This is a genomic window from Hwanghaeella grinnelliae, from assembly GCF_004005845.1.
Lineage (GTDB): Bacteria > Pseudomonadota > Alphaproteobacteria > UBA8366 > Aestuariispiraceae > Hwanghaeella > Hwanghaeella grinnelliae.
In genome coordinates, this window is sequence record NZ_SADE01000001.1 from 261,014 (window position 1) to 285,858 (window position 24,845).

25 protein-coding genes are annotated in these 24,845 nt (G+C 57.9%); 8 read left to right on the forward strand and 17 right to left on the reverse strand.

Features of this window, described 5'->3' with window-relative positions; genetic code table 11:
- Window positions 1–79: 79 nt before the first annotated feature.
- The 4 genes from EOI86_RS01105 to EOI86_RS01120 all read left to right on the forward strand — a co-directional run bounded on the left by EOI86_RS01105 (window position 80) and on the right by EOI86_RS01120 (window position 3,137).
- Window positions 80–1,132 (forward strand): GGDEF domain-containing protein, encoded by a 1,053-nt coding sequence (locus EOI86_RS01105; RefSeq protein ID WP_127763306.1) that lies wholly within the window; start codon window positions 80–82, stop codon window positions 1,130–1,132.
- 213 nt (window positions 1,133–1,345) lie between these two features.
- Complete coding sequence (locus EOI86_RS01110; protein WP_127763307.1) at window positions 1,346–2,194, forward strand: AAA family ATPase; 849 nt, start codon at window positions 1,346–1,348, stop codon at window positions 2,192–2,194.
- A 75-nt stretch (window positions 2,195–2,269) separates the two neighbouring features.
- On the forward strand, window positions 2,270–2,590 hold the full coding sequence (locus EOI86_RS01115) for a hypothetical protein (RefSeq protein ID WP_127763308.1): 321 nt from the start codon (window positions 2,270–2,272) through the stop codon (window positions 2,588–2,590).
- Window positions 2,591–2,639: 49 nt separating this feature from the next.
- The gene (locus EOI86_RS01120) at window positions 2,640–3,137 is read left to right on the forward strand and encodes a GNAT family N-acetyltransferase (RefSeq protein WP_127763309.1); all 498 of its coding nucleotides are present in this window, start codon (window positions 2,640–2,642) and stop codon (window positions 3,135–3,137) included.
- Between the two features lie 51 nt (window positions 3,138–3,188).
- On the opposite strand, the gene EOI86_RS01125 is transcribed toward EOI86_RS01120, so the two are convergent.
- Window positions 3,189–4,280 carry a DUF2336 domain-containing protein gene (locus tag EOI86_RS01125; protein WP_127763310.1) on the reverse strand — a complete coding sequence of 364 codons (1,092 nt, stop codon included), beginning with the start codon at window positions 4,278–4,280 and terminating at the stop codon, window positions 3,189–3,191.
- Window positions 4,281–4,526: 246 nt separating this feature from the next.
- On the opposite strand from EOI86_RS01125, the gene EOI86_RS01130 reads away from it, so the two are divergent.
- The 3 genes from EOI86_RS01130 to EOI86_RS01140 all read left to right on the forward strand — a co-directional run bounded on the left by EOI86_RS01130 (window position 4,527) and on the right by EOI86_RS01140 (window position 7,100).
- Window positions 4,527–5,705 carry a vWA domain-containing protein gene (locus EOI86_RS01130; protein ID WP_127763311.1) on the forward strand — a complete coding sequence of 393 codons (1,179 nt, stop codon included), beginning with the start codon at window positions 4,527–4,529 and terminating at the stop codon, window positions 5,703–5,705.
- Complete coding sequence (locus EOI86_RS01135; RefSeq protein ID WP_127763312.1) at window positions 5,705–5,995, forward strand: hypothetical protein; 291 nt, start codon at window positions 5,705–5,707, stop codon at window positions 5,993–5,995. The genes EOI86_RS01130 and EOI86_RS01135 overlap by 1 nt, the downstream gene beginning before the upstream one ends.
- Before the next feature lie 262 nt (window positions 5,996–6,257).
- Window positions 6,258–7,100, forward strand: a complete 843-nt coding sequence (locus tag EOI86_RS01140; RefSeq protein ID WP_127763313.1) for a VPLPA-CTERM sorting domain-containing protein — start codon at window positions 6,258–6,260, stop codon at window positions 7,098–7,100.
- A gap of 198 nt (window positions 7,101–7,298) precedes the next feature.
- Here the strand turns inward: EOI86_RS01140 and EOI86_RS01145 are convergent, their stop codons facing one another.
- From EOI86_RS01145 to EOI86_RS01155, 3 genes are all read right to left on the reverse strand, one after another.
- Complete coding sequence (locus EOI86_RS01145) at window positions 7,299–8,522, reverse strand: NADP-dependent isocitrate dehydrogenase (protein WP_127763314.1); 1,224 nt, start codon at window positions 8,520–8,522, stop codon at window positions 7,299–7,301.
- A gap of 319 nt (window positions 8,523–8,841) precedes the next feature.
- Window positions 8,842–9,753: a pseudouridine-5'-phosphate glycosidase gene (locus EOI86_RS01150; RefSeq protein ID WP_127763315.1), complete on the reverse strand. Its 912-nt coding sequence runs from the start codon at window positions 9,751–9,753 to the stop codon at window positions 8,842–8,844.
- On the reverse strand, window positions 9,750–10,595 hold the full coding sequence (locus EOI86_RS01155) for a PfkB family carbohydrate kinase (RefSeq protein WP_127763316.1): 846 nt from the start codon (window positions 10,593–10,595) through the stop codon (window positions 9,750–9,752). Before EOI86_RS01155 ends, EOI86_RS01150 begins: the two co-directional genes overlap by 4 nt.
- 921 nt (window positions 10,596–11,516) lie before the next feature.
- Between EOI86_RS01155 and EOI86_RS01160 the strand changes: the two genes are divergently transcribed.
- On the forward strand, window positions 11,517–12,158 hold the full coding sequence (locus EOI86_RS01160; protein WP_127763317.1) for an FMN-binding negative transcriptional regulator: 642 nt from the start codon (window positions 11,517–11,519) through the stop codon (window positions 12,156–12,158).
- Here the strand turns inward: EOI86_RS01160 and EOI86_RS01165 are convergent.
- From EOI86_RS01165 to EOI86_RS01225, 13 genes are all read right to left on the reverse strand, one after another.
- Complete coding sequence (locus tag EOI86_RS01165; protein ID WP_127763318.1) at window positions 12,138–13,082, reverse strand: VOC family protein; 945 nt, start codon at window positions 13,080–13,082, stop codon at window positions 12,138–12,140. The two genes, EOI86_RS01160 and EOI86_RS01165, sit on opposite strands and share 21 nt — an antisense overlap.
- 5 nt (window positions 13,083–13,087) lie before the next feature.
- Complete coding sequence (locus tag EOI86_RS01170; protein ID WP_127763319.1) at window positions 13,088–13,750, reverse strand: dienelactone hydrolase family protein; 663 nt, start codon at window positions 13,748–13,750, stop codon at window positions 13,088–13,090.
- A 169-nt stretch (window positions 13,751–13,919) separates the two neighbouring features.
- On the reverse strand, window positions 13,920–15,020 hold the full coding sequence (gene ychF, locus EOI86_RS01175; RefSeq protein WP_127763320.1) for a redox-regulated ATPase YchF: 1,101 nt from the start codon (window positions 15,018–15,020) through the stop codon (window positions 13,920–13,922).
- A gap of 12 nt (window positions 15,021–15,032) precedes the next feature.
- The gene (gene pth / locus EOI86_RS01180) at window positions 15,033–15,788 is read right to left on the reverse strand and encodes an aminoacyl-tRNA hydrolase (protein ID WP_127763321.1); all 756 of its coding nucleotides are present in this window, start codon (window positions 15,786–15,788) and stop codon (window positions 15,033–15,035) included.
- 9 nt (window positions 15,789–15,797) lie between these two features.
- Window positions 15,798–16,472 (reverse strand): 50S ribosomal protein L25/general stress protein Ctc, encoded by a 675-nt coding sequence (locus EOI86_RS01185; protein WP_127763322.1) that lies wholly within the window; start codon window positions 16,470–16,472, stop codon window positions 15,798–15,800.
- Between the two features lie 183 nt (window positions 16,473–16,655).
- Window positions 16,656–17,588, reverse strand: coding sequence for a ribose-phosphate pyrophosphokinase (locus EOI86_RS01190; RefSeq protein WP_127763323.1), 933 nt, complete (start codon window positions 17,586–17,588; stop codon window positions 16,656–16,658).
- 269 nt (window positions 17,589–17,857) lie between these two features.
- Entirely contained in the window at window positions 17,858–18,730 is an 873-nt protein-coding gene (locus EOI86_RS01195) for a hypothetical protein (protein ID WP_127763324.1), read from the reverse strand.
- A 106-nt stretch (window positions 18,731–18,836) separates the two neighbouring features.
- Entirely contained in the window at window positions 18,837–19,991 is a 1,155-nt protein-coding gene (locus EOI86_RS01200) for a M24 family metallopeptidase (RefSeq protein WP_127763325.1), read from the reverse strand.
- 30 nt (window positions 19,992–20,021) lie between these two features.
- Window positions 20,022–20,810 carry a peptidoglycan editing factor PgeF gene (gene pgeF / locus EOI86_RS01205; RefSeq protein WP_127763326.1) on the reverse strand — a complete coding sequence of 263 codons (789 nt, stop codon included), beginning with the start codon at window positions 20,808–20,810 and terminating at the stop codon, window positions 20,022–20,024.
- Between the two features lie 35 nt (window positions 20,811–20,845).
- Window positions 20,846–21,916, reverse strand: a complete 1,071-nt coding sequence (locus EOI86_RS01210; protein WP_240035542.1) for a class I SAM-dependent methyltransferase — start codon at window positions 21,914–21,916, stop codon at window positions 20,846–20,848.
- 17 nt (window positions 21,917–21,933) lie between these two features.
- The gene (lgt, locus tag EOI86_RS01215; protein WP_127763328.1) at window positions 21,934–22,740 is read right to left on the reverse strand and encodes a prolipoprotein diacylglyceryl transferase; all 807 of its coding nucleotides are present in this window, start codon (window positions 22,738–22,740) and stop codon (window positions 21,934–21,936) included.
- A gap of 33 nt (window positions 22,741–22,773) precedes the next feature.
- Window positions 22,774–23,757, reverse strand: coding sequence for an ADP-glyceromanno-heptose 6-epimerase (rfaD, locus tag EOI86_RS01220; RefSeq protein WP_127763329.1), 984 nt, complete (start codon window positions 23,755–23,757; stop codon window positions 22,774–22,776).
- Window positions 23,758–23,870: 113 nt separating this feature from the next.
- Entirely contained in the window at window positions 23,871–24,830 is a 960-nt protein-coding gene (locus EOI86_RS01225) for an AEC family transporter (RefSeq protein ID WP_127763330.1), read from the reverse strand.
- Between the last annotated feature and the right edge of the window lie 15 nt (window positions 24,831–24,845).

A 24,845-nucleotide genomic window follows, 5' to 3' on the forward strand; every position in this document is an offset into this window, starting at 1 on the left:
AGAAGGCAGGGTATGGGAATTTGGCACGAAAAGGATTTCGTCGCCGGGTTTGCGTGTAGGGAAGTGCGGAGAAAATAGGGTGGAGTTCTCAGAGGGATTGGCGGAAGCCATGGAGTTTGCTCAATCGGCTTTGGCGCTGATGGAGAGCAATTCTGTACCTCCAACTCCAGAGAATTTTGCGATTTGGTACGCGCATGCGACGGGCCGAATGCCGGATCTGAGCAAGGAGGTCGCAGCACTTCTGGATCAACCGGGCGCGATTACACCGGAACGCAATCGGGAAATTTACGAACGATATCTGGGTGGGCCGCCGGACGATTTGATCGTTCAGCGAACCGGTGCTCGGATGGAAGAGGAAATCGCTGGGCTCCTCTCGGTTATTTCGTCGGCGACCGGGGATGCGGAAAATTTCCAGACATCAATTCAGGAAAATCTGCGCGACCTGACGAAGGACCAAGGCTTCGAGGGCATAACCAGGGCCATGAAGAGTTTGGTGGACGAAGCACAGAAGATGCAGTCTTCCAATTCCGAGATGCAAAGACGGTTGGAGGCATCCTCAAAGGAAATCGTGTCCTTGCGGGAAAACTTGGCGGAAGTGCAACGCGAAGCGCTGACCGACGGACTGACTGGAATTGCCAACCGCAAGATGTTCGATATGACGATGGATCGGGCCATTGAAACTGCGGCACGGACCGGCGAGCCGTTTTGTTTGGCCATGACCGACATCGATTTCTTCAAGAAATTCAACGACAACTATGGCCATCAAACCGGAGACCAGGTTCTGAAACTGGTCGCCAAGATTCTGGAAGGTAGTGTCCGGGACGGCGAAACGGCGGCCCGCTATGGCGGGGAGGAGTTCGCCCTGATTCTGCCGGGATCGAAACTGGATGAAGCGCATGTTGTTTGCGAACGTGTGCGTGAATTGGTCAGTTCGAAACAGATCCGTAACCGCAGCACCGGGGAATCGATGGGCAACATCACTTTGTCGCTGGGGATAGCCTTGTTTAAACCGGGCGACTCACCGACCGACTTGGTCCAGCGCGCTGATGCCGGCTTGTATTTCGCCAAGCAACACGGCCGGAATCAGACAGTCGTAGAAACCCAGCTGGAGGCTGAAGTCGCCGCGGGGTAAAGCCTGTTGTTGCGGCGGGATGGGCATGAATGCAAATGCCGTCCCTGACAGGGCCGTTGCGCACAATTCTTCGGACAATTGGAAGCAGTATGCTCTTCGGCAAAGGAGCTTGTCGGGATACCGCAGCATGCTGGGTTGATCCCGGGTAATGCGTTTCCTACTGTCGCCGCACCAAATACCATAGTGGACCGGACCGAAAGCGAGGCGTCGAACATGCGTTTTGAAGGTACAGATAGTTACGTCGCGACAGAGGATCTGAACATGGCGGTCAATGCGGCCGTCACCTTGCAGCGACCCCTTTTGGTCAAAGGTGAACCGGGAACCGGGAAAACGGTCCTGGCGCATGAAGTGGCGCAAGCCCTGGGTCGGCCGTTGTTGGAATGGCATGTCAAATCGACGACAAGGGCACAGCAGGGCCTATACGAATACGATGCGGTTAGCCGCCTGCGGGACAGTCAGTTAGGTGATGAGCGTGTTCACGACATCCGGAATTACATTAACCGAGGCAAGATGTGGGAAGCCTTCGACGCCGATGTCGCGCCGGTTCTGCTGATTGATGAGATTGATAAGGCCGATATCGAGTTTCCGAACGACCTTCTGCTTGAGTTGGATCGTATGGAATTCTTCGTTTACGAGACGCAAGAGACAGTGAAGGCGAAACATCGACCCGTCGTCATCATTACGTCGAACAACGAAAAGGAGCTACCGGACGCGTTCCTGCGCCGTTGTTTCTTCCACTATATCAAGTTTCCCGACCGGGACGTGATGGAGCAGATCGTCAATGTCCATTTTCCGGACATCAAGAAACTGCTGCTGCGGGAAGCATTGACTGTCTTTTATGAGGTCCGTGACGTTAAAGGGTTGAAAAAGCGCCCGTCGACATCCGAATTGTTGGACTGGATCAAGCTTCTGATGGCGGAAGACATTCCGCCCGAGGTGTTGCGCCAAGAGGATCCAAGTCAGGCGATCCCGGTTCTTCACGGTGCGCTTTTGAAGAACGAGCAGGATGTTCACTTGTTCGAACGGTTGGCCTTCATGGCACGACGTGACGGCGGCCGGTAGTCGGCGGAGAGTAGTAACGACGCCGGGCAGAACTTGACCAATTTGGTTCAATCCGGGCGACCTGGGAGGGGCGGCATGAGCGACAATGTATTGATTACCGTTTTCCTGAAGCATCAGCAGGACAAGAATCTGGGCGAGATCAACGCAAAACTGGATGAGGGCGAGTTCTGGGCCGATTTCCCGCCGGATGGGGTAGAGGTTGTGTCTTGGTATGTGATGATGGGCATTGGTCAGGTCGCGACCCTGAGCGTGCCGCCGGGCCGCCTGCGTGAGGTGAACCTCGCCATTGAGAAAAAGGCCTGGGGTGCGTTTTCCACGGAATTTTACCCGACATACGATTTCCGACCGGTGCAGGAAAAGCTGCGGGCAGACGCCAAGGCAAAACGCGCGGGCTGACCCAAGGCGCCGTGCTGTTCGGCAAGCATTACTTGAGAGGGACTTACCTGTGACCGATGGTATTTCGCTGCGCGACATATCGAAAGAAGATGCCGCGGCGATCACCGCGTTGAACAATGCGGCCGTTCCCAATGTGAATGCGCTTGAAGAGGATGCTCTTTATACCCTGGCGATGTCAGCGGATTACGCGCGCGTCGCGGTCGGGGAGGATGGCATTGCCGGCATGATGTTGGCTTTTGGCCCGGGGGTATCCTACGGCAGTCCGAATTATCAGTGGTTCGATGCGCGGTATAGGGATTTTTTCTATGTTGACCGTATCGTGGTTGCTGAAACGGCCCGCGGACAGGGAATTGGAAAACGGCTCTATGAAGACGTGGTGGCTTTTTCCGCGGGTAGAGCTGAATGCCTTGCCTGCGAAGTGAACGAACGCCCACCGAATCCTGGCTCAATGCGTTTTCACAAGACCCTCGGTTTTAATGTCGTCGGCAGTCAGGAAACTGAGGGCGGCGCGAAAAGCGTTGCCATGATGGTCTGGCAGTTGCCTTGACCTTTCTGTCCGCGTCGATAACCAGGACGTTCAGTCGCACAACTTAGAAGTCTACAGGGCCGAAGTCTCAGCGCTTCGCCAGGCGTCGAGCACGCGTTCGGCACCGGAAACGCCGATCCGCTCAAAATACTCCATTATTTTCAGGTAATCCTCTGAGTCCCGATACCGTGTCACATCGCCGGCACCGTGAAGATGGCAGAGGATGTCGGAAAAGGAATATCGGTCTATTCCTGACGCCTTGCAGGCGATGGCCAGTGCTTCAGGCCCTGAATCATAAAGAATTTTGGCGAATGTATTGTCGCCGAGTCGGGTGAATTCCCGGAACAGCGCTTCGAATCGAAGAATATCGCCATCCTCCAATGCCCGGACCAAAACACGCGGATGCGGCCGGTAGCCGGAAGACGGATCGGCCGATCCATTGGCGGAAGCAAGGCCAACCATTTCCGAAGTGAGGGACTCGTCCTCAACCGCATGCTCAATCGCGCGGTCCATATCGTCGGCAATGGCATCCATGCCGCCCAGCTTGGACGAGAGATAGTCGCGCAGTGCCGCTCCGACCCATCCGATCATGCGTTTGGCCAAATCAGGCGGCAGATCGGCGCGATAGGCAAGGGGGCCGCGAATTTCATCCATCAGATACGAAGATTCGACCAGCTTGTTGAACGTGTCTTCGTTCAGTTCCGCATTCTCATTCTGTAGAAGCGAGTTGATGACAGCCGGGTCGTTCGTGTCGACCAGCGTCTCTGAAACGTCGCCCGACACATGGGCGCGTTTGGCAATCGCGATTTGGTGTTGCTGCGTATGCTCCAGGATCAGGCGGATCAGATCGACATCCTGCAACAACGGGCTCTTGGTCAGCACCGGATGGGCTACTTCGATGACGTCGTTGGCCAGCGCCATGAGTATGTCGTGTGGCGCATCGGTGCGTTCAGCAAGGCTTTCGGCCAAGGCCCGGCGAACGTTCATCTCAACCTGATGGATCAGATGACGCAGAATATCGTAGACGATGTTCTGCTCCGTTTCGCTTAATTTACGACCGGTAGACAGAACGAGACGGCTGAGCGATTCGGCGAGAAGGTTCCTATCCCGCTTGTTCGGGCTCTTGGCGACTTCGACAAGTTCGCGCAGCGTATATTTCGCCATCCCGCTTCCCCAATGATAAGGTGATTTCGGTAAAGCTTCCCGTTAAATCGGCAAAGCTACCGAGTGATCATAAACGGACGCATGCCGACCGATTCGATTGATCACAGCAATCCGCCAATTTTGGCAAATCCAGTAAAACAAATGCCAAGGGCATTGTCTGCCGGAAAAATGTAAAGTTTGCAGTTGTTTGCAAGATAGGTGCGGCGGGACTTGCGTCCCGTTAGGGGGCGGAGTACGACCGAGGTCATGTTTATCAATCTCTTCCTGGGTTTGAAACAGGCTGGTCTGCCGGTCTCCTTGCGGGAGTACCTGACGCTCTTGGAAGCGCTGCAGGCGCATGTTGCCGCTTACAACGTCAATGATTTTTACTTTCTCAGCCGTTCCACGCTGGTAAAGGATGAACGCTATCTGGACCGGTTCGACAAGGTGTTCGGTGAGGTGTTCAAGGGCTTGGAGCGTCCCGAAGGTATCGACCCTGATTCGGTGTCGATACCCGAAGAGTGGCTCAGGAAACTGGCAGAAAAAAATCTGACCGATGAAGAGAAGGCGATGATCGAAGCCCTTGGTGGGTTCGAAAAGATCATGGAAACCCTGAAGGATCGGCTGCGTGAACAGCAGGGCAGGCACCAAGGGGGATCAAAATGGATCGGGACGGGGGGGACTTCACCCTTCGGATCGCACGGCTATAACCCCGAAGGTGTGCGGATCGGTGGGGAATCCACTCACCGGCGCGCCGTGAAGGTTTGGGAGAAGAGAGACTTCAAGAACCTAGATGACGGCATCGAGCTAGGGACGCGTAACATTAAGGTCGCGTTGCGGCGGCTGCGCCGTTTCGCCCGTGAGGGCGCGGCGACAGAGCTGGATATGGACGACACGATCCGCTCCACCGCGGATAATGCCGGATATCTTGACCTGAAAATGGTTCCGGAGCGGCACAATGCCGTCAAAGTACTGATATTCTTTGATATCGGTGGGTCGATGGACGATCACATTCGCGTCTGCGAAGAGCTTTTTTCAGCTGTCCGGACGGAGTTCAAGCATCTGGAATACTTTTATTTCCACAATTGCCTTTACGAGAGTGTCTGGCGGGACAATCGGCGCCGTTGGGAAGAACGGATCACGACCGAGGAAGTGCTCCGTACCTATCCACGTGACTACAAGGTTATCTTCGTTGGTGATGCGTCGATGAGCCCCTACGAAATTGTCTATCCTGGCGGTAGCGTGGAGCATTGGAACGAAGAAGCGGGGCGTGTCTGGATGGAACGAGTGCTAAAGACCTATCCGAACGCGGTTTGGTTGAATCCACAGCCATCGGCCTGGTGGGATCGCATGCCATCCATCAGGTTGTTGAAGGAAATCATGGAGGACCGGATGTTCCCCCTCACCTTGCGGGGGCTGGACGATGCGATGAGGGAGCTGACCTGATGAATGGCCGTCATACAATGACGTTCCTGGCAGTCATGGTTCTGATGACTGCATGTGCCCGGGATCCGTCGATCACCACAAGCGATGTTTGGCATTCGGGGCCAAATCAGACGGCTGTCTCCGTTTGTTACAGCGCGTCCGCATCTACACGTGAGCAAGTCGAAGCCGTCGCCGCCGAGGGCTGCCCTGTCGAAAAGCCGATCCTAAGATTGATCGATGAAGATTCATTCCTGAACGATTGCCCGCTGTCCAAGCGCATCCGGGCGACGTTCTTGTGCGTGGCGCCATAACCGTTTCGGGCGTTCACCCGAATTTCGTGTTTTCTACTATTCAATGAAACCCTAAAACTGTTAACCACCGTCAATGTTGTGGCAACTTTTCAGGGTGTAGTCGACATTTTCACACACCATTCAAATGCTGCGCTGGCGAAGCACGTTTTAGAGTTGTAAGGATCTGAGTAATGGTCGACAGGTTTGCGCGTGGCGTGAATCGCGCTTCAGGTTTCATGAAAATTGGTTCCTTGATCTCGAGAGGAACCTTTGGGGGTACGAAATGAATGGTTTCAAATTTGGACGAGGTTTCAGTCTTGTCTTAGCGTCCGGGGCGATTGCGCTTGCTCTTGCTTCTGGCAGTGCGAACGCAGCGTCAGTCGTTCATGAGGGCTCGATCCTTGATACGACCGTTCATCCGCTGGACTTCTCCATGATCTACCGGAGCAGCGACGGTTATGGTGGTGGCTGGGGCGGCGCCCGCCATATCGGTGGCGACATCGCTTATAACTGGGATGTCGGCGCGGATAACAAACTCAGCAGTGGCGATACGGCGACCTTCAACATCAAGGACACGCTGGTCTACACCACGAACGAGGGCGGATACCGCTACGATGTCACGCTGTTAAATAGCGCGAACTCGATACTGACCGTCGGCAACGCGTTGAGTTCGCCTGTGGGGAACGCCACGGATTTCGTGACGCATACGATTGGTGGATCTTTGGACTTTAAGATCGAGATCTTCGGCAACGGCGCTAATCCGCTGGCCACGCTGACGGACAATATCCGGTTTGACACTCTCCTCGAATTCAGCCTGGTAAACGGCATTCGGGAATCCGGGCCGGGTAGCGTCGCCATGTATCTGTGGGGCGAAACCCGAGACGAAAGCTACGAGCCGAAATATCCGGGCGACGCGAATGATGGCTACGACTTCAATTGCACGGGAAGTCATTGGAAGTGCAAGAAGATCAAGAATACTTTCTACGGTCATGAAAAGAACATGGTCTGGAAGTTGGCTATGGACGGCTCGGTCACGGCTGTGCCGGTTCCGGCCGCGATGCCGTTGCTGATCTCCGCGTTGGTCGGCCTCGGTTTCCTGACCCGCCGTCGCCGTACGGCCGCATAAGGGAAAGACGGGGACCAGACCCGCTCTTCTCGGTATCTGAATTGATTAAGCCCTGCCGGCTCATCTCGGCAGGGCTTTTCGTTGATGCCGCCCTTCCATCCAATCGCTTCAAATGAAAGACCCCGCCGATGCTTGCCGGCGGGGTCTTGTCATTAGAAGGCGTATGACGGGCCGATTGGCACGGCCCGCCAACCGGGTTTACCAGGTTTCCATCGCCTTTTTCAGGTTTTCGTCCAGCTTCTCAAGGAACTGGGTCGTCGTCAGCCAGGGCTGGCTCTCACCAATCAGCAAAGCCAAGTCCTTGGTCATGTGACCCTGCTCAACCGTGTCGACGCAGACTTTCTCGATCGTGCTCGCAAAGCGCTCGACTTCAGGGGTTTCGTCGAATTTACCACGATAGCTGATGCCGCGCGTCCATGCGAAAATCGAAGCGATCGGGTTTGTCGAGGTTTCCTTACCCTGCTGGTGCTGCCGGAAATGGCGAGTGACGGTGCCGTGCGCGGCTTCCGCTTCTACCGTCTTGCCGTCCGGTGTCATCAGAACAGACGTCATCAGACCGAGAGACCCGAAACCTTGCGCGACGGAATCCGACTGAACGTCGCCGTCATAGTTCTTCGCAGCCCAAAGGAAATCGCCGCTGTTCTTCAAGGCAAAGGCCACCATGTCATCGATCAGCCGATGTTCGTACCAGATGCCGGCGGCTTTGAACTTGTCCTCGAACTCGGCCTCATAAACTTCCTGGAAGAGATCCTTGAAGCGCCCGTCATAGGCTTTGAGGATGGTGTTCTTGGTGGAGAGATAGACCGGGTAGTGGCGCATCAGGCCGTAGGTCATGCAGGCACGGGCAAAACCGCGGATCGAGTCATCCAAGTTATACATGCCCATTGCAATGCCGGGACCTTCGAAGTGGAAGACCTGGTGGCGGATGTTTTCGCCTTCGGGGTCATCCGGGGTGAAGGTGATGTGCAGCATGCCGGCTTCCGGCACCAGGAAATCCGTCGCCTTGTACTGGTCGCCGAAGGCATGGCGGGCGACGACGATCGGGCTGGTCCAGCTCGGAATCAGGCGCGGCACGTTCTGGCAGACAATCGGCTCGCGGAAAACGGTGCCATCGAGAATGTTGCGGATGGTGCCGTTCGGCGACCGCCACATCTTCTTCAGGCCGAATTCTTTGACGCGGTCTTCGTCCGGCGTGATGGTCGCGCATTTAACGCCGACGCCGTATTGCTTGATGGCGTTGGCTGCGTCGATCGTGATCTGATCGTCTGTCTCATCGCGCTTTTCGATGCCGAGGTCGTAGTATTTCAAATCCACGTCCAGATACGGCAAGACGAGCTTTTGTTTGATGAAATCCCAGATGATCCGGGTCATCTCGTCTCCGTCGAGCTCGACGATCGGATTTTTCACCTTGATTTTCGACATATTCGAACTTCTCCCTCTGGCGTTCCTGCCGGATATGACCAGCGCAGCTGCACCGGGTTGCTAACCCTTACCAATCGATTGTCGAAGTATACCCACAATCGGCTGAAAAGTCGCCGCGCCGCTTTGAAACTAGCGGAGCGGACATTAGCCAATGGCCTCGGGCTGAGCAACATTGACTATAGGTTCGGCTCACGGCGAATACCGTGTCGAACGCCCATGCGTCAAAATAACAAGTTTTGAACCAGTCCGTCTGCGCCGAGTATTCTTGAACTTGTCCAACGCATCGAGTTTTTCCCGGCCCCTGATCCGCAATCGTCGGTCAATCCAGTCGGTTGAGCGCGACAGCAATTTCGGCGGCCAGGCGTGCGTTGTTGCAAACAAGGGCGATGTTCGCTTCCAGGCTTCGTCCCTGAGTCGCCTCCAGCACCTTTTCAAGAAGGAAGGGGGTGACGGCCTTGCCCGTTATCCCCTTGGCTTCCGCTTCTTCGATTGCGGATTCGATCGCAGGGGATATTTCCAGATAGGGTATCTCGTGACCCGCCGAAATAGGGTTCACCACCAACTGCCCGCCTTCCAAGCCTAGATCGCCACGTAACCTATGGGCCCGGGCAATCGTTTCGGCATCGTCCATGCGCAACGGCACGGGCAAGCCGCTGGACGCGGACCAGAAAGCCGGAAAGTCATCCGTGCGCCAGCCGATGACCGGTACACCGCGGGTTTCCAATGCCTCCAATGTCTTGGGAATGTCCAAAATAGCCTTGGCCCCGGCGCAGACGACGGTGACCGGTGTTTTCGACAATTCGTCCAAGTCGGCGGAAATATCGAAACTGGTTTCCGCGCCGCGATGGACACCGCCGATCCCACCGGTTGCGAAACACGCGATACCGGCAAGCTGGGCGCAGATCATTGTTGCTGCCACGGTGGTTGAACCGTCGCCACCCGTCGCAAGCGTCGGCGCGAGATCTGCCCGCGATAGCTTCGACACATTGCGGGCTTGGGCCAATGTTTCCAGCGCAGACTTGTCTAGACCGGCCTGAATGACGCCGCCAATAACAGCTATCGTCGCCGGTACCGCGCCGGCGGTGCGGACCGTTTCTTCCACCAGAAGGGCGGTTTCCAAATTTCTTGGCCAGGGAAGACCATGGGTGATGATGGTACTTTCCAACGCGACAACGGGCATGTTTCCCGCTTCGGCGGCCTGCACTTCCTTGCTTTTGGCCAGCGGTATCAAGCTCGTTCCTTTCCCTTATGCGCCAACGCTGCGCGCAGCGCAGAGGATGGATCTTTCCCGGCAATAACGGCGGCCAGATGCCGGGAGAGAAAGACATCGCCTGCGCCTGTCGCAGATATAAACCCCACCGGATCGGCGGGAGCGATAAATATGCCCTCTGGGGAAGCATCGCAAACCGGTTCCGGGCCATCCGTCACCACGGCGCGGCGAACCCCTCGCGTTGTCAAATCGCGCGCAGCGTCGGCGGCGGTTGGAAAGATGTTGGCGCAAAGCGCTGACGCTTCCGCGCGGTTACAATACAGGATGTCGATTTTGTCCAGGAACGGTTGCAGCCGGTCGGCGCGCGCCGGCGAGACCGGATTTGCGATCAGCGGTGGACGGGGGCGAACGAATGCAAGGTCTTGTATCACCGCCGTGGGCAGATTGGCCTCAACAAACCAATAATCCGCGGTTGCAGCCGCGATGTTGTTGAAGGCACCGACAGATAGGGCGTCAACGGCCCGGCAGTCGGCAATCGCGCTGGTCAACTCACCTGTCTCGTCTTCCAGGGCAAGATATCGACCTGTCGGCAACGCTTCGGAAACCTGGGTCAGTGAGGTCCCGATACCGGCCGCCTTCAGTTCGGCGAGAAGGGCCTTACCATCCCGGTCACGCCCCACCGCTGACAGTAGTTCAGTCCGGCACCCTTGTGCGGCCAACTCAATCGCGACATTCACCGCGACGCCGCCCGGACGAACCGTGACGGTTCCCGGCCTGTCCGGTCCGGAAAAACCCGGGTCAGCTTGACCGATAAAGTCCCAATGCGCCGCCCCGAAGCAGGCTATGGAGGGTCGAGAATTCATGCCGGCAGCGATACATGCATTGCCTGAATTGGCAAGCGGGCCATTCTTGCCGGAAAGGCCCGGGCAGCGGCTCACTCTGTTGCGGTACCGCTTCCTGCGGGAAGGTCCAAGCTTGGCGCATCGCCCCAGTTTTGGATATCTGCTGCCGGCTGATCGGATTCGACGTTGGAAGGTGGGCCTGATGCCGGCGCAATATCATTCATGGTTTCAGGTTCGTTTGACGCGACCGGTTGCTCGGATTCGGATCGTATGGCGATGAAGGTCGTACCGGCGAAAAGTCCCAAACCAATGAAAAAAGCGACAGCGATGTGGTTACGGGAAAGGCGGGAGGGGCCTTTCGGCTGCCCCTGATGCGACTCGATTTGCACATGGGCGTTGGGGGCTTCCATCCGCAAATCGGGCGGCGCCCGCCCTGTATCAATAAGGGCTTGGTTCAAAGACCTTTTCGGTCGCTGAAGATAAGGTGACGTCATGCTCATCTACGGAAACAAAGGCTTCCGCACCTTAAATAGCTGTTGGACCGATGACCCGGCGTTCAATGAACGCTTCCCGCGAAGGCTCTTTAATGCACCCTGATAGTAGGTGTCGCGCATATAACGATAACACTGTTATTCGAGAAATCAACGTGGTTTTTTTGGCCCGTTTCTTTCCTATCTCGCGGGGGCAACGATACCGTCAAATGTCACTGTCACCAAGGTTTAGACAGAGAATTCATACCCGGATACACCATATGGTCGTTTTGCCAAATATCCGGTAACTTACTGTTAAGAATAAGAAAATTGTAAGTCCATGATATTCTCGGTCACGCAGTCAACGCTGGTTAAAATTGTGACACGAAAATAGGCGCTTTGCGGACGGGCGCGGCGCTGTCAAAAGCCACGACAGGTAAATGAACTCGCACATTTTTTAGGAGAGTTGTTCATGTATATGCCGCAGGCATTCGAACAAAAGGATCCGGATCTGGTATTCGGTCTGATGTCTTCATTGGGGGTGGCAACGGCGGTGTCGAACGGTCCTGAGGGCATGATCGCCAGCCATGTTCCCGTTGAAATTGACCGTGAAGGTGGGGCGAAAGGGATCATTCGATGCCATTTCGCCAAACCGAATTTGCAACCCGCGCTGATTGCCGAGGGGGCTGAGGTTCTATTTATTTTTCAAGGGCCGCTCGCATACGTCACACCAGCTTGGTATCCGACCAAGGCCGAGACAGGCAAGGTTGTACCGACATTGAATTTTGCCGTTGTCCACGCTTATGGCACGGGACGCGCCGTTGAAGACCCGATTGCGATGCGGCGTCATCTCACGGCATTAACGGATCATTTCGAGGCCGAATTTCCTGAGCCGTGGAAAGTGTCCGATGCGCCGGATGAGTACATTGACCGTATGATGAAGGGCATAACGGTCGTGGAAGTTTCTCTGACTCGGTTGGAGGGAAAATGGAAATTGTCTCAGAACCGCTCGGAGGGTGACCGGCGGGGCGTTACGGAAGGCTACCGGACGGAAGGTCGGGCAGACATGCAAGCGCTGATGGAGGATTTTGCCCTAGGCGGACGGCAGGGCTAACATCGGTCCGCTGGCGGTTTCTTGTTCCACAGCTTGGACGAAAGCGAGGGTCACGCCAAATAGGCTTGGCGCCGGCACGACAAGGCCGGCTTTGGCCCAATGGGCTGCCACTCCCGCCTCACCCAGCAGCTTTTCCGTTTCGGCGAGGTTGTCGACCAGGACCCGGAATGCTGCCAGATGTGGGCCTTTCGGCGCGTCGACCTTGTCCAGGGCTATCGAACCGAACCAATCCCGATAGGCTTCCGGTGTCATTGCCGACATCCAACCACGTGCGGTTTCCGCCCTGAGGATACCGTCTTCAAGCGCCACGCTTTCAGGCTGTTGCAGGCCTTCGAACAGGAACTGCAGGTCGCCCGGGTTGTCCGCGATCAAGACCACTTCCCCAATCGCGCGGGCGCCGTTCCTATGTTTCTGGAAATGCGGTTTCCAGAAGTATTCCGGCGCGTGCTGCTGACAGACGAAAAAGGCGGCATCCGGGCATTCCGGTCGGTGCACGAAGGATAGTGAGAATCCCACGGTAACCGTCGATCCGTCCGGCAGGGTCGCTTTGCGTTCAAAGTCGAACCGTTCGAAATTGGACAGGCCGTTTTCGGCGAATTCTTTCCGGTCCGCCTCCGCGTCACCGCTCTCGAAGACCAGCATCCCAAAACCTTCCCGATTTTGCAGATACCGGTGGATGAAATTGCCGAAACCGAAAGCCCCATCGCGTTCCGGCAAAAGCTTGTCCGGATGGGCGACCTCGATGATTTCCAGAAAGCTTCCCTCGACCTGGACCAACCGGTTGTCGGTGCCCCAGTCGTGGCTGGCCCGGGGCGTCAACGTGAATCCCAGGCGTTCATACATCTCAGCCGCCGCATCCAGGTTCCTGACGCAGAGCACAAGATGGTCGATACCTCGACCAGGGCGGGGAGCGTTTCGCGGCATTGAGATCAGAAGTTCTGTTTGAAGAAGTCGACGGTGCGGTCGAGGGCCAGTGTCGCCGAGGCCTTGTCGTAAGATCCACGCATGTCGCAGTTGAAGCCGTGATCCGCGTCATACATCATGATCGGCAGGTCGGGATGGTTTTCCCGAATCGCCTGGACATGTTCCGGTGTGATATGGGCGTCCCGCTCACCGAAATGCAGCATTGTTGGGCATTTCGGAGTTTCTTTGGCCTTGGTGTGAATGCCGCCGCCATAGTAACAGACGGCTGCGTCCAAACCGTCCAATGACGTTGCTGCGATCCAGGAAATATACCCGCCCCAGCAATAACCGACGATGCCTTTGCCGCCGGGCGGCAGGGTTTCCATTGCCGCGGTGACATCAAGCAGGGCGGGGGCGTCGAGGCTCGCGGTCTTCAATGCGCGCCCTCGGGCTACGTCATCCGCTGAATAGCCCAGTTCCACATTCCGTTCGATACGATCAAACAGTGCCGGAGCAATGCAATTGAAGCCCTTCTCGGCAAATCGATCGCAGACCGACCGGATATGCTCGTTGACACCGAAAATTTCCTGAACGACGACCAAGCCACCCTGGGATACGCCGTTGGCGTCCGCCTTGTAGGCTGCAAATTCATGCCCGTCCGACGCTTTAAGCGTAATGAACTGACCCATTCTTAGGTTCCTCCGATGTCCCCCGTTTTTGATTGGCCGATACCCTAGACTGAACCTGGATAGTGTCCAGTTCCCAATAGGTAACAAGTCCGGTGACGGCCAAGGCGCGATTGCGCCGCGCGGACTTTAACCGATTCGTTGAGATATCGGCGAGTTGAAAGGCAGGGGGTTAGACGTTGAAGCGGAAGTTGAAGATATCGCCGTCTTTGGCGATGTAGTCGCGCCCTTCCAGGCGCATCTTGCCGGCTTCTTTCGCGCCGCCCTCGCCGCCGTTTGCGATATAATCGTCACAAGCGATGGTTTCGGCCGCGATGAAGCCCCGTTCGAAATCCGTATGGATTTCACCGGCTGCCTGGGGGGCGGAAGAACCGGCCTTCACGGTCCAGGCGCGTGCTTCCTTCGGGCCGATGGTGAAGAAAGTGATCTGCTCCAACAATGCGTATCCGGCCCGGATGACCTGTGTCAGACCGGTTTCCGCCAGGCCGATGCTCTCCAGGAACTCGGCCTTTTCCTCTGCGGATCCAAGCTGCGCGATCTCTGCCTCGATGGCGGCGGAAATGACGACGCTTTGCGCCCCTTCGGCGGCGGCTTTGGCTGCGACTTTTTCGGTATGCTGGTTTCCCGTCGCCGCTTCATCTTCACTGACATTGCAGACGTACAGCACCGGCTTCGCCGTCAGAAGCTGAAAGCTGCGGTAGATAGGCCCCTGTTCCTTCGAGATATCGGCTATCCGGGCCGGTTTGCCGTCGCGCAACACGTCCAGCACAGCGGTGATGACGTCGACTTCGGCCTTGGCCTGCTTGTCGCCGCCCTTCGCGCGCTTTTCCCGGTCGTTCAGGCGCTTTTCCATCGCCTCCATGTCGGCAATCATCAATTCGGTCTCGACCGTTTCCGCATCGCGGATCGGATCGACGCTGCCTTCGACATGGGTGATGTCATCGCTTTCGAAACAGCGCAAAACATGGACGATGGCGTCGACGCTGCGAATATTGCCCAGGAACTGGTTGCCAAGTCCTTCACCCTTGGACGCGCCTTTCACCAGGCCGGCGATGTCGACGAATTCAAGCTGGGTGGGAATGATTTTCCCGGATTTCGCCAGTTTCGCGAGGGTCTCCAAACGCGGGTCGGGCACGGCAACGCGACCGACATTCGGTTCGATCGTACAGAAAGGGTAGTTGGCCGACTCAGCGGCCTGGGTCGCGGTCAGCGCGTTGAACAGGGTCGACTTACCGACGTTTGGAAGCCCGACTATGCCGCAATTGAATCCCATCGGGACTACTCCTCAATCCTTGTTCTTTCGACCCAGCCCGACCTTGGCCATAGCTTGTGCCAGGGCTGAGTCGATCCGGTTTTTGTCCTTGTCGCCGGCGGTGGCCGCCGGAATGTTTGTTTCGCCGCCGGCGCTCGCTGTTTTGGCGCTGGGGCTGCTGGCAGGTCCGTCCGGTCCCGTATGTCGCGCCGGCTTCAGGATCAACGCGACTTTCGACATAAAGTCCGAATATCCGCGTTCCACCAATGTGGGGAAGGCGTCTGCCATGGCGTCGATCAGTTTTTCCGTCGTCGGCCACTCGGCCTTCGAGAAATCGCCGAGGACATGGCCATGAACCTTCGCCTTGTCCCCTGGATGGCCGATCCCGATCCGGACGCGCCAATACTCTTTGCCTAAATCTTTTGCCAGATGGGCGTCGATGCTGCGCAAACCGTTATGGCCCGCATGCCCGCCTCCCTGTTTCACCTTCAACTTCGCCGAAGCCAAGTCCAGTTCGTCATAGAAGACCCAAATGTCTTCAGCGGCGATTTTGAAAAAGCGGGCTGCTTCGCCAACGGCTTTGCCGCTTTCGTTCATGAAGGTCATCGGCTTCATGACCATCACTTTCCGACCGCCGATCTGGCCTTCGGAAACCTGTGCCTGAAACCGTGCGCGCCACGGACCAAACGAATGGCGGCGGACGATCTCGTCCACCGCCATGAAGCCGACATTGTGCCGGTTTCGTTCGTATTTCGGTCCCGGATTGCCGAGTCCGACGATAAGCAGCATGAGAGGGGGTTACTCCTCGGACTCCTCGTCCGCGGAGCCTTCTTCTTCCGAAGCTTCCTCTGCGCCTTCGCCTTCTTCGCCTTCTTCACCTTCTTCGTCTTCAACCGGCTCGGCGATAGTCGCGGCCTGCAGGTTGGCAATGACGAAGTCACGGTCGGTGATGGTCGGCTCTACACCGTCCGGCAGCGTAATGCTGGAGATACGAATGGTATCGCCGATCTGCAGGCCGGTGAGGTCCGCAACGAATTCTTCGGGAATGTCGTTGGCCGAGCAATTCACTTCGACTTCGTGGCGGTTGATGGCGAGCTGGCCACCTTCAGCCAAGGCAGGGCAGTTCTCTTCGTTCGCGAAGACAACAGGAATGGCAACGCTGATCCGGGTATTACGGCCGATGCGCAGGAAATCCACATGCAACGGGGCATCCGTTACAGGGTGGAACTGAACATCACGCGGCAGGGCGCGTTCGTTTTTGCCGCCTTCGACGTCGATCGCATAGATCGTGTTGAAGAAGTGACCTTCAATCAGGCCCTTCATGATCACACGGGGATCGATCGAGATCGAGAGGGGATCTTTGTTTTCACCGTAAACGACGCAGGGCACGAGCCCTTCGCGACGGACGGCCCGGGCTGCCCCCTTACCGGCCCGGTCCCGCGGTTTCGCGGGAATCGTATGCGCATCAGCCATGTTAAACTCCTTCAAGCGTTGGCTATCCAATGCGGATGAACCCACCGACCTCCAGGGGTGCCGGGGGCGCTCGTATCACATCAGTATGTGAAAGCGGCGCTTCTTTATGCCGGGCGCGACGCGAAGTCAAACCCGGAATTGGCGGAAAGCGCCGCGCAGCAAGGCCTCACCTGCCAGATGGACCTAGTCGAAAAGACTCGAAACCGAGCGTTCTTCGCTGATTCGATGGATTGCTTCAGCCAACAGCGGCGCGATGGAGACCTGTCGAACCGTGTCGCTGACCCGGACCGCTTCAGTCGCCATAATACTGTCCGTGACCACAAGCGAGCTCATCGGCGAAGCCGAAACACGCGCCACTGCGCCACCGGACAGCACGCCATGCGTCACATAGGCCTGCACGGAATTGGCACCCGCGTCCATCAAGGCGACGGCGGCATTGCACAGCGTGCCCGCGCTGTCGACGATATCGTCGATTAGAACGCAGTCCTTGCCCTTCGCATCACCGATGATGTGCATGACTTCCGAAACGCCCGCCCGTTCGCGGCGTTTGTCGATGATGGCCAATTCGGCATCCAGGCGTTTCGCCAGGGCCCTTGCCCGAACCACGCCGCCGACATCCGGAGAAACGACGACGGTGTTGCCGTTTTCCAGGTTCCCGGACAGGTCCGTATGCAGAACCGGCAGGGCGAAAAGATTGTCGGTGGGGACGTCGAAGAAGCCCTGAATCTGTCCGGCATGCAGATCGATGGTCAGAACGCGGTTAGCGCCTGCCGTTTCGATCAGGTTAGCGACAAGTTTCGCGGAAATCGGCGTCCGCGGCCCGGTTTTCCGATCCTGACGCGCATATCCGAAATAGGGGATGACCGCCGTGATCCGCCGCGCCGATGCCCGGCGTAGCGCATCAATCATGATCAGCAGTTCCATCAGGTTGTCGTTGCAGGGATAGTTCGTCGATTGAATGACGAACACATCCTCACCGCGCACGTTCTCCTGAATCTCTACGAAAATCTCCATGTCGGAGAATCGGCGGATTGCCGCCTTCGTGAGAGGAACCTGCAAATAAGCGGAAATAGCCTCGGCAAGGGGCCTGTTTGAGTTGCCGGAAAGAATTTTCATGGTGCCGTCAGAGCCCGTGACCAATCAGTCTGTGACGTTGAACTTGTGACCTTTCCGGAAATCGCATCAGGCATATCTTTTTGTCTTGTTCCGTTTTGCCGTCAGAGTCTTCCGAAGACCGGGTCCCGCCGCAGTGCGCGTCGCACACTCCTTCGGCCCGGAAGTTCTATAACAAGGCCTTTCCGGACTGTAAACGACTGAGGAAGGGTCCGTGGAAAACAGACGGTATTCTGTTGCCGTTCAGTCAAATTATTTCCGCGGCGAACATCTCAAGCACCCTGCTTATACGCCTCTTGAACCTCTTGGAGGGAGTCGACCAGTCCGAGAATGGCGTCATAGGCTAGGCCCCGCCACGGACCGTCCAATGTCCCTTTTTGTATGGCGCTTTCCTGGACGAGACGTCCGACCTGTCTTCCGTCCGGGGCGTCAATGGACCAGGCAAGGGTCAACAAGTCATTGTCTGCGTCAATCGGTGACAGTGAAATTTCAGCGTTCAGCAAAAGGTCTGGTGCGTCGTTGCTGTTGGCCATGGAGATTCCGGCACGGGAAAAAACCGCGATTGCCGCGCGGGATAGATCTTCCGCGCCATTGCCCGGTGCGCCCGATATCGTGCCAATCGCCAGTCTTGCCGTGCGCTCTACGGCAGGGTTGGTCGAGCGTGGGTTCAATGTCTTGTGCAGGCGGCCGGCAACATACCCGATCATTTCCCGCAGGCTTTTCGTCCGTCCGGTGAGCAAGGCATTCAATTGGGCAGGCGTCGGGGCCTTTGCGATCACGGTATCGCGTTGAACGCCGTCGGGGTCGAAAAGGTCCCACCGGATCAGAACGATCCCATCACGGTTTATGACGTTGGGACTGAGGAAATGGGCGTTGCGCAAGGCGTCGCTGGTGGTAGCCACCGTTCCCATATCCCGCAGTTTTTCTGCCAGGACTTCGCTTAGTGCCGCGCCCTGTTCCAATTGCATTCCTGCAACCGGCAAGACTCGAATGCCGCTGGTGATCGTGGCACGCGCCAGGGTCGTGCGCGCCTTCGTATTCGCGTCTTGCCGGAATGGCTGGGGAACCGGACCGCAGGCTGAAAGAAGAATCGTTGTCAGGACGGCCGCCAGAACACAGCGCCACGACAGGGTCTGTATTCGCATATCAGCCCCCGGGCATGCCAAGCATGAGGCAGCCGACCAGCATGGCCAGCGCCGTCAGCGCCATCAATTGGATCAGCCAAGGCATCCCTATCGGTGTCCGTTCCGCCTATTCGCCAAGGAAAAGTTCCAGGCCGGCGGTCGAGAGTGATTCCGCCCCGGTTTCCGTCACGATGGATGTCCGCCCAAGGCATTGGGCGATCCCGGCATCCGAGTTGAAGATGATGATGTGGATGAAGAAGACCATGCCGGGACGCATTTCGACCGGATTGCCATGGTAGAGCATCGGCCAGTCCATCCAGTTCGGCGCGAAGGTAGTGCCAAGGGAATAACCGCAGGCGTTCATTCGATGGTCGGCTAGGCCGGCGGCGTCCAGGACTTTTGCATGGGCATCGAAGACATCGCCCGCCGTATGCCCCGGGGTCAAGGCGTCCTCGCAGGCCAGCAGCGCGTCCTGTGCCGCCTTGTGATATTCGATATGTAGTGGATCGGCTTTGCCGATCGGTACGGTGCGGAAGAGGGCCGCGTGGTAATGCCGGTAGGCGCCGGCGAATTCCAGGTTCAATTGATCCACGTCGTCCAACACGCGCCTGCCGGATTTGTAACGGCACAGCAGGGCATCGTCGCCGGATCCGATGATGAACTCGTTGCCCGGGTAGTCACCGCCGCCAGCGAAGACTGCCGCCTGCATCGCGGCCAGAATTTCTCCCTCATCCGCGCCGGGACGTGCCAGTCTATGGGCTTCCGCCAAGGCATGATCGCCCAATTCACCGGCCTTGCGCACATAGCCCAATTCCGCCGAGCTTTTGATCAGGCGCAGTCGGCTGACCAATGTCGACGCGTCGGAAAGGGTCACGAACCCGTCCAAGGCCGCATCCAGCTTCTTGCCGCTGGCGGCGGTCAGGCCATAGCTTTCGTATTCGACCCCAAGATGTTTCCCGGCCAGCCCCCGTTGGTGGAGAAGATCGCGCAATTCGCGATGGGGCTCCGCGCCTTCAACATCTTTCCAGACATGGACCTCGGCGATGGTGCTGGTGTGCTTTGCCTGGCGAAGGTCGGGCGCGCGTGTGAGCAGAAAACAATCCCCATCCGCGCCGAGATACAGGCATTGGAAGTACACATAGCCGAAGGTGTCGTAACCCGTCAGATAGAACATGCTTTCCTGACGAGTGATCAGCAGGCCATCCAGGCGTTGTTCCTGCATTGCGGCGCAGGCTGCTGCGCGTCGCCCGGCCAGTTCCTGTTCACTGAAATGAAGTGCCATTGCACGCCTCCGGTCCTGGTGTTCGCCGCCTCAATCGGCAAGGGCGATGGTCGACAGCAGTCGGCCGTAATCCTTCTCGCCGTTCAGGGTCGTCCGGCGATAGCTGAAGAACTCGTCCTCTTCCGCCTTGGTGTCTCGACCCAGCCAACGCGCCAATGCAATGCCCGCGTTCTCCAATTTGGAAATTACGAACCCGGGCAGGTCGAATTGGTATTTGTCCTGCCGCACGCCCGGTACAAAATAACGGTCATAGACGGAATCCAGGTCCAGGAAAGAATCGCGGAATTCCGCACCGACCTCGTAGGATTTTTGGGCGATGCAGGGACCGACCACCGCGATGATGTCGGTCCGGTGGGCGCCTAGAGTTTCCATCGCGGCGATCGTCGCGTCGGTGATGCCCCCATGTGCGCCTTTCCATCCGGCATGACAGGCCCCGATAACGCCAGCCTTTTCGTCGGCGAATAGAACGGGCGCGCAATCGGCTGTCGCAATTCCAAGGGCGACACCCGGTGAATTGGACACAATTCCGTCAGCCTTCGGCGCATCTGCGTGAAGCCATGGCTTGGTGGCCGGAACCGCCGTCGCGCCGTGGACCTGGTAGACCGTGGTCAGTGCGGCTTCCGGCAGATCCAGCGCCGCCATCGTGCGACGTCGGTTCTCCACAACCGCGGATTTTTCGTCGTCGGATCCGAGCCCGATATTGAGGGAAGCGTAAAGGCCGCCGCTGACGCCGCCCTTGCGGGTGAAGAAACCATGGCGGACGCCGCGCAGGGCGGCGAGGTCGCTGGCGATGATGGGGGTCGGTGTTTCGTCGGTCATGTTGGCAGTCTTCCGTCCGGTTTCCGTGGCGGCGTTCAGAAACCCGGGGGCGGGTTTGCCGCAGCCTCGCTGTTTGCGGTCACGGCCATCACTTTAAACAACGTGCCCATTTCCTTGGGATCTATCAACCGCTGTACGCTGGTTTTGATCACCTTCGCTTGCGCGGGCGTTGCCCGCGCCAGAAGTGCATCCCGGCGGTGCAAAGCACCCAAATCCAGCATGAAATCCCGTTGGGTGATTGGTCCGTGGGGCGTGGCGCCAGCCTCGGCGGCCGCCCGTCCAACGGCGGCGAAGTCCACATGGGCGGTCAGGTCCGCTTCCCCGATATTGTCCAGAACGGGCGCGTAGTCGTGATTCTTAACCGCCTGCAGCGTGTCCCCAGCGGCGCTGTCACGATAGCCATAGTCGACGATCAAGGCGGCGATACCGGATTGAAGCCGTTGAGCGATTTCCGTCGCGACGGCGAGTGAATGCGGTGAAACTTCCGCCACGGCCCCGATTTCAGAATTGCGGCGAACGTTGTCCGCCAGCAGGTTCTCGACCGGGCTGGCGCCGGGCGAGAGACCGAAGACCGGGCGGTCGGTGGATTCGTCCCAGACGACCAGTTTCTCACACCAACCCTTTTCAGTTCGGACCAGTTGATGGATTGGCAGGGCATCCAGGAATTCGTTGGCGACCAGCAGCATCTGTCCGTCCGGTACCTCGGTGAGATTGTCGTGCCATGTGACCTTTGCGTAGGCCGCAAGGGCCTGCCCCTGTGCCCGGCGAAGAGTGGGGCTCGTTTCCACCATATGAATGGTTATGGCATCCAGAAATCCCGGCATGCGCGACGCGGCGCGCAGCATATCGGCCATCAAGGTGCCCCGGCCTGGCCCCAGTTCGACGAGCCGCACCCCGGTTGACGACCCATGCAGCCGCCACATCTCCGCCATCCACAAACCGATCAATTCACCGAAGACTTGGCTTATTTCCGGCGCGGTTGTGAAGTCGCCAGCCATGCCCAGCGGATCGCGTGTGCGGTAATAGCCGTATTGCGGATGGCCAAGTGCCGCGGCCATGAAATCCGCGACGGTCAGCGGACCGTCGAGCGCAATGCACCGTTTCAAATATTCTTCCAGCGGCGTCATTTCGCGGGCTGGGCCACCGGTTGCCGTGTCAAGCCCAGGCGCAGGACATAGAGCCCGACGGCCAGCATCGGTAAAGATAGCCATTGGCCCCAGGTCGTGGCGAAGGGCAGGCTCTCGACGAAAACTTCCGGCTCCCGAAAGAACTCGCCTATCATCCGCGCGATGGCATAGCCGATCAGGAAGATGCCGGTGACGATGCCCGGCTGCCGCAGTGCCCGTGTCCCATGCGCGACAGCCGCCACTGTGAGGTACAGGATCAACCCTTCCATAGCCGCTTCGTAAAGCTGGCTTGGGTGGCGGGGGACTTGCAGAGCGTCCGTATTGAAGATGATGGCCCAGGGCACATCCGCCGGACGGCCGAAATGCTCCTGATTGATGAAGTTGGCGATCCGTCCAAAGAAAATGCCGATTGGGGCGGCCAGGGCGATCAGATCCGTGAAGGCGAAGAAGGGGATGTCACGCCGTCTTGTGTAAATCACCATGGCGGCGATTACGCCCAACAATCCCCCATGGAAAGCCATACCGCCTTGCCAGACCATGAAGATCTCAAGCGGGTGCTGCAGGAAATGGCCCGGCTGATAGAAGATCACCTGTCCAAGCCGTCCGCCCAGGATAATGCCCGCGACTGCCCAGACCATGAAGTCGTCCATATCCGCCGCAGAGACGCCTGTTGGAAGACGCTTGGCCATTGCCATGCAATAGCGCCAACCAATGATGATCCCAGCCAGATAGGCCAACGCGTACCACCGTATCGCGATGGGGCCCAGTTCAAGGGCGATGGGGCTGATATCGGGAAAGGGCATGCCGTGTTCCGTTCGTGTCGGGCCTGAAGCGGCTTACCGGTACGGGTCGTCGGTGGCCAGGAAATCTTTAACGTAACCTGCGATGCCATCTTCCAGGCTCATCACATTGGCGTCATAGCCTGCACCGCGAACCCGGGTCATGTCCGCTTCGGTGAAATATTGATAATGGCGCCGGATCGCTTCCGGTGTGTCGATGAAGTCAATCTTCGCTTCTTTGCCCATTGCGGCGAAGGTAGCGAGTGCCAGGTCCTTAAAGCTTCGGGCCTTGCCGGTACCGCAATTGTAGACGCCGCTTTCCGGCCGGTCACGCAGTAGCCAGAGCATCAACTTCACGCAATCGTCCACATGAACGAAGTCGCGCAACTGCCCGCCATCCTCATAATCGGGATGGTGGGACTTGAAGAGCTTGACCTGCCCGGTGTCGCGGATCTGTTCGAACAATTGATGGGCGACGGATCGTTGGCCACCTTTGTGGTATTCGTTGGGGCCATAGACGTTGAAGAACTTCAATCCGGCCCAGAACGGCGGCGCGCTACCGGCAGCGGCTTCGGTGATCGTATAGTCGTCGAACAATTTCTTCGACCAGCCGTATGGGTTCAACGGCCTAAGCGCGGCTAAGGCCGCCGCATCGTTGTCGTCGGTGAAGCCCTGTGATCCGTCGCCATAGGTCGCGGCTGAGGATGCGTAGATGAACGGGCAATCGGCATCGATACAGAACCGCCACAGCGACTGGCTCAGCGTCAGATTGGTGCGCATGATCAGGTCAACATCGGTCTCCGTCGTCGCGGAAATCGCGCCCATATGGAAGACGGCCTCGATCGAGGTGCCGCTTTGATCGAGGAACAATGGCAGTTCCGTCGGGTCGACAACCTCATGCACCGGGTGCTTGGCCAGGTTTTTCCATTTGGCGTCATGGCCGAACATATCGCAGACGGCGACCGGACCCAGTCCGGCCCCGGTTAGACCCGCGACCAAATTCGACCCGATAAAACCCGCACCACCTGTTACCAAGATCATTATGTCGGCCCCGATTGTCCGAAATGCCAAAAGTGTCCTTCAGAACGCTGCCGTTATACGGGCGGTCGCCCAAACCGGCAACGCGGATAGCGCAAATGGTGTTGAAACCTGCGTTACAGACCGTTCGGAAGAAACAGAGACGTGGCGTAGAGTAGCACGAGGGTCATCGTCAGCGCCGCGGCGACGGTCTGAACGGTGATGGAGGCCGCCATCAAGTCCGCGTCGCCCCCCATGGCCTTTGTCATCTGATAGGAACTGACGCTTGCCGGCGGTGCGGTGAAGATGACGGCGACAAGGGCAGCCGGCCCGGAAAAGCCGAGCGCCAAGGCGGCAGCCACGGTGATGGCGGGGGCGGCGATAAGCTTCAGAAAGGCGCCGATCGCCACGGGCCAACCCGCCGATTTCAGCGCCCGCAGACGCAAGCCCGCGCCGACGCTGAGCAAGGCCATCGGCAGGGCTGCCTTTCCGATGACGCCCGTCGTGTCCCAAAGGGCATCGGGAAAGGGCAGGTCGGCCAAATTGATGATCGCCCCGGCCAGCGTGGACAGGATCAACGGGTTGGCGATGACGCTGCGGGCAAGGCTTAAGATGGAAGGCCGCGTTCCGCTGGCACGCCCGTTCATGCCCGCCAGGGCGATTACGCCGAGCGTGTTGATCAGGGGGGCGACGATGGCGACGGCGATGGCCGCGAAGGCATAGCCGGACGCGCCCAATAGCGATGCGCTGGCGGCAAGGCCGACATATGCGTTCATGCGGAAGGCGCTTTGATAGACCGCGACGAAGGAGCGCTCGGGCAAGCCAATCAACGGTTTGCACAACCAGGCGAGAAGTGCCGTTGCCAAGGTAGACGCCACCAGAACGATCGCCATATTCGCCGTGTCCGGCCCGCTGAGGTCGGCCTGGCCGGTCACGGAAAAGAGCAGGCAGGGGAACAGCACCCAGAAGATCGCCTTGTCCAACCCGTCCCAGAAAGTCTGGGCGAGGAACCCGCTGCGCCGCAAGGCAGAGCCCAACACCACCACGGCGAAGATGGGGAAAATAGCCGATAAGATGGGCGCTAGCAGAGCTGTCATTTGACTTTTGTTGTT

What these genes read in the sequence shown, in the direction of transcription:
- EOI86_RS01190 (WP_127763323.1), bottom strand. Translation starts at nt 17,588, where the DNA reads ATGAAAATTCTTTCCGGCAACTCAAACAGGCCCCTTGCCGAGGCTATT.
- EOI86_RS01130 (WP_127763311.1), top strand. Translation starts at nt 4,527, where the DNA reads ATGTTTATCAATCTCTTCCTGGGTTTGAAACAGGCTGGTCTGCCGGTC.
- ychF (WP_127763320.1), bottom strand. Translation starts at nt 15,020, where the DNA reads ATGGGATTCAATTGCGGCATAGTCGGGCTTCCAAACGTCGGTAAGTCG.
- EOI86_RS01170 (WP_127763319.1), bottom strand. Translation starts at nt 13,750, where the DNA reads ATGGGTCAGTTCATTACGCTTAAAGCGTCGGACGGGCATGAATTTGCA.
- EOI86_RS01140 (WP_127763313.1), top strand. Translation starts at nt 6,258, where the DNA reads ATGAATGGTTTCAAATTTGGACGAGGTTTCAGTCTTGTCTTAGCGTCC.
- EOI86_RS01200 (WP_127763325.1), bottom strand. Translation starts at nt 19,991, where the DNA reads ATGGCACTTCATTTCAGTGAACAGGAACTGGCCGGGCGACGCGCAGCA.
- lgt (WP_127763328.1), bottom strand. Translation starts at nt 22,740, where the DNA reads ATGCCCTTTCCCGATATCAGCCCCATCGCCCTTGAACTGGGCCCCATC.
- EOI86_RS01165 (WP_127763318.1), bottom strand. Translation starts at nt 13,082, where the DNA reads ATGCCGCGAAACGCTCCCCGCCCTGGTCGAGGTATCGACCATCTTGTG.
- EOI86_RS01115 (WP_127763308.1), top strand. Translation starts at nt 2,270, where the DNA reads ATGAGCGACAATGTATTGATTACCGTTTTCCTGAAGCATCAGCAGGAC.
- EOI86_RS01225 (WP_127763330.1), bottom strand. Translation starts at nt 24,830, where the DNA reads ATGACAGCTCTGCTAGCGCCCATCTTATCGGCTATTTTCCCCATCTTC.
- EOI86_RS01125 (WP_127763310.1), bottom strand. Translation starts at nt 4,280, where the DNA reads ATGGCGAAATATACGCTGCGCGAACTTGTCGAAGTCGCCAAGAGCCCG.
- EOI86_RS01145 (WP_127763314.1), bottom strand. Translation starts at nt 8,522, where the DNA reads ATGTCGAAAATCAAGGTGAAAAATCCGATCGTCGAGCTCGACGGAGAC.
- pth (WP_127763321.1), bottom strand. Translation starts at nt 15,788, where the DNA reads ATGCTGCTTATCGTCGGACTCGGCAATCCGGGACCGAAATACGAACGA.
- EOI86_RS01155 (WP_127763316.1), bottom strand. Translation starts at nt 10,595, where the DNA reads ATGAATTCTCGACCCTCCATAGCCTGCTTCGGGGCGGCGCATTGGGAC.
- rfaD (WP_127763329.1), bottom strand. Translation starts at nt 23,757, where the DNA reads ATGATCTTGGTAACAGGTGGTGCGGGTTTTATCGGGTCGAATTTGGTC.
- EOI86_RS01160 (WP_127763317.1), top strand. Translation starts at nt 11,517, where the DNA reads ATGTATATGCCGCAGGCATTCGAACAAAAGGATCCGGATCTGGTATTC.
- EOI86_RS01185 (WP_127763322.1), bottom strand. Translation starts at nt 16,472, where the DNA reads ATGGCTGATGCGCATACGATTCCCGCGAAACCGCGGGACCGGGCCGGT.
- EOI86_RS01135 (WP_127763312.1), top strand. Translation starts at nt 5,705, where the DNA reads ATGAATGGCCGTCATACAATGACGTTCCTGGCAGTCATGGTTCTGATG.
- pgeF (WP_127763326.1), bottom strand. Translation starts at nt 20,810, where the DNA reads ATGACCGACGAAACACCGACCCCCATCATCGCCAGCGACCTCGCCGCC.
- EOI86_RS01195 (WP_127763324.1), bottom strand. Translation starts at nt 18,730, where the DNA reads ATGCGAATACAGACCCTGTCGTGGCGCTGTGTTCTGGCGGCCGTCCTG.
- EOI86_RS01110 (WP_127763307.1), top strand. Translation starts at nt 1,346, where the DNA reads ATGCGTTTTGAAGGTACAGATAGTTACGTCGCGACAGAGGATCTGAAC.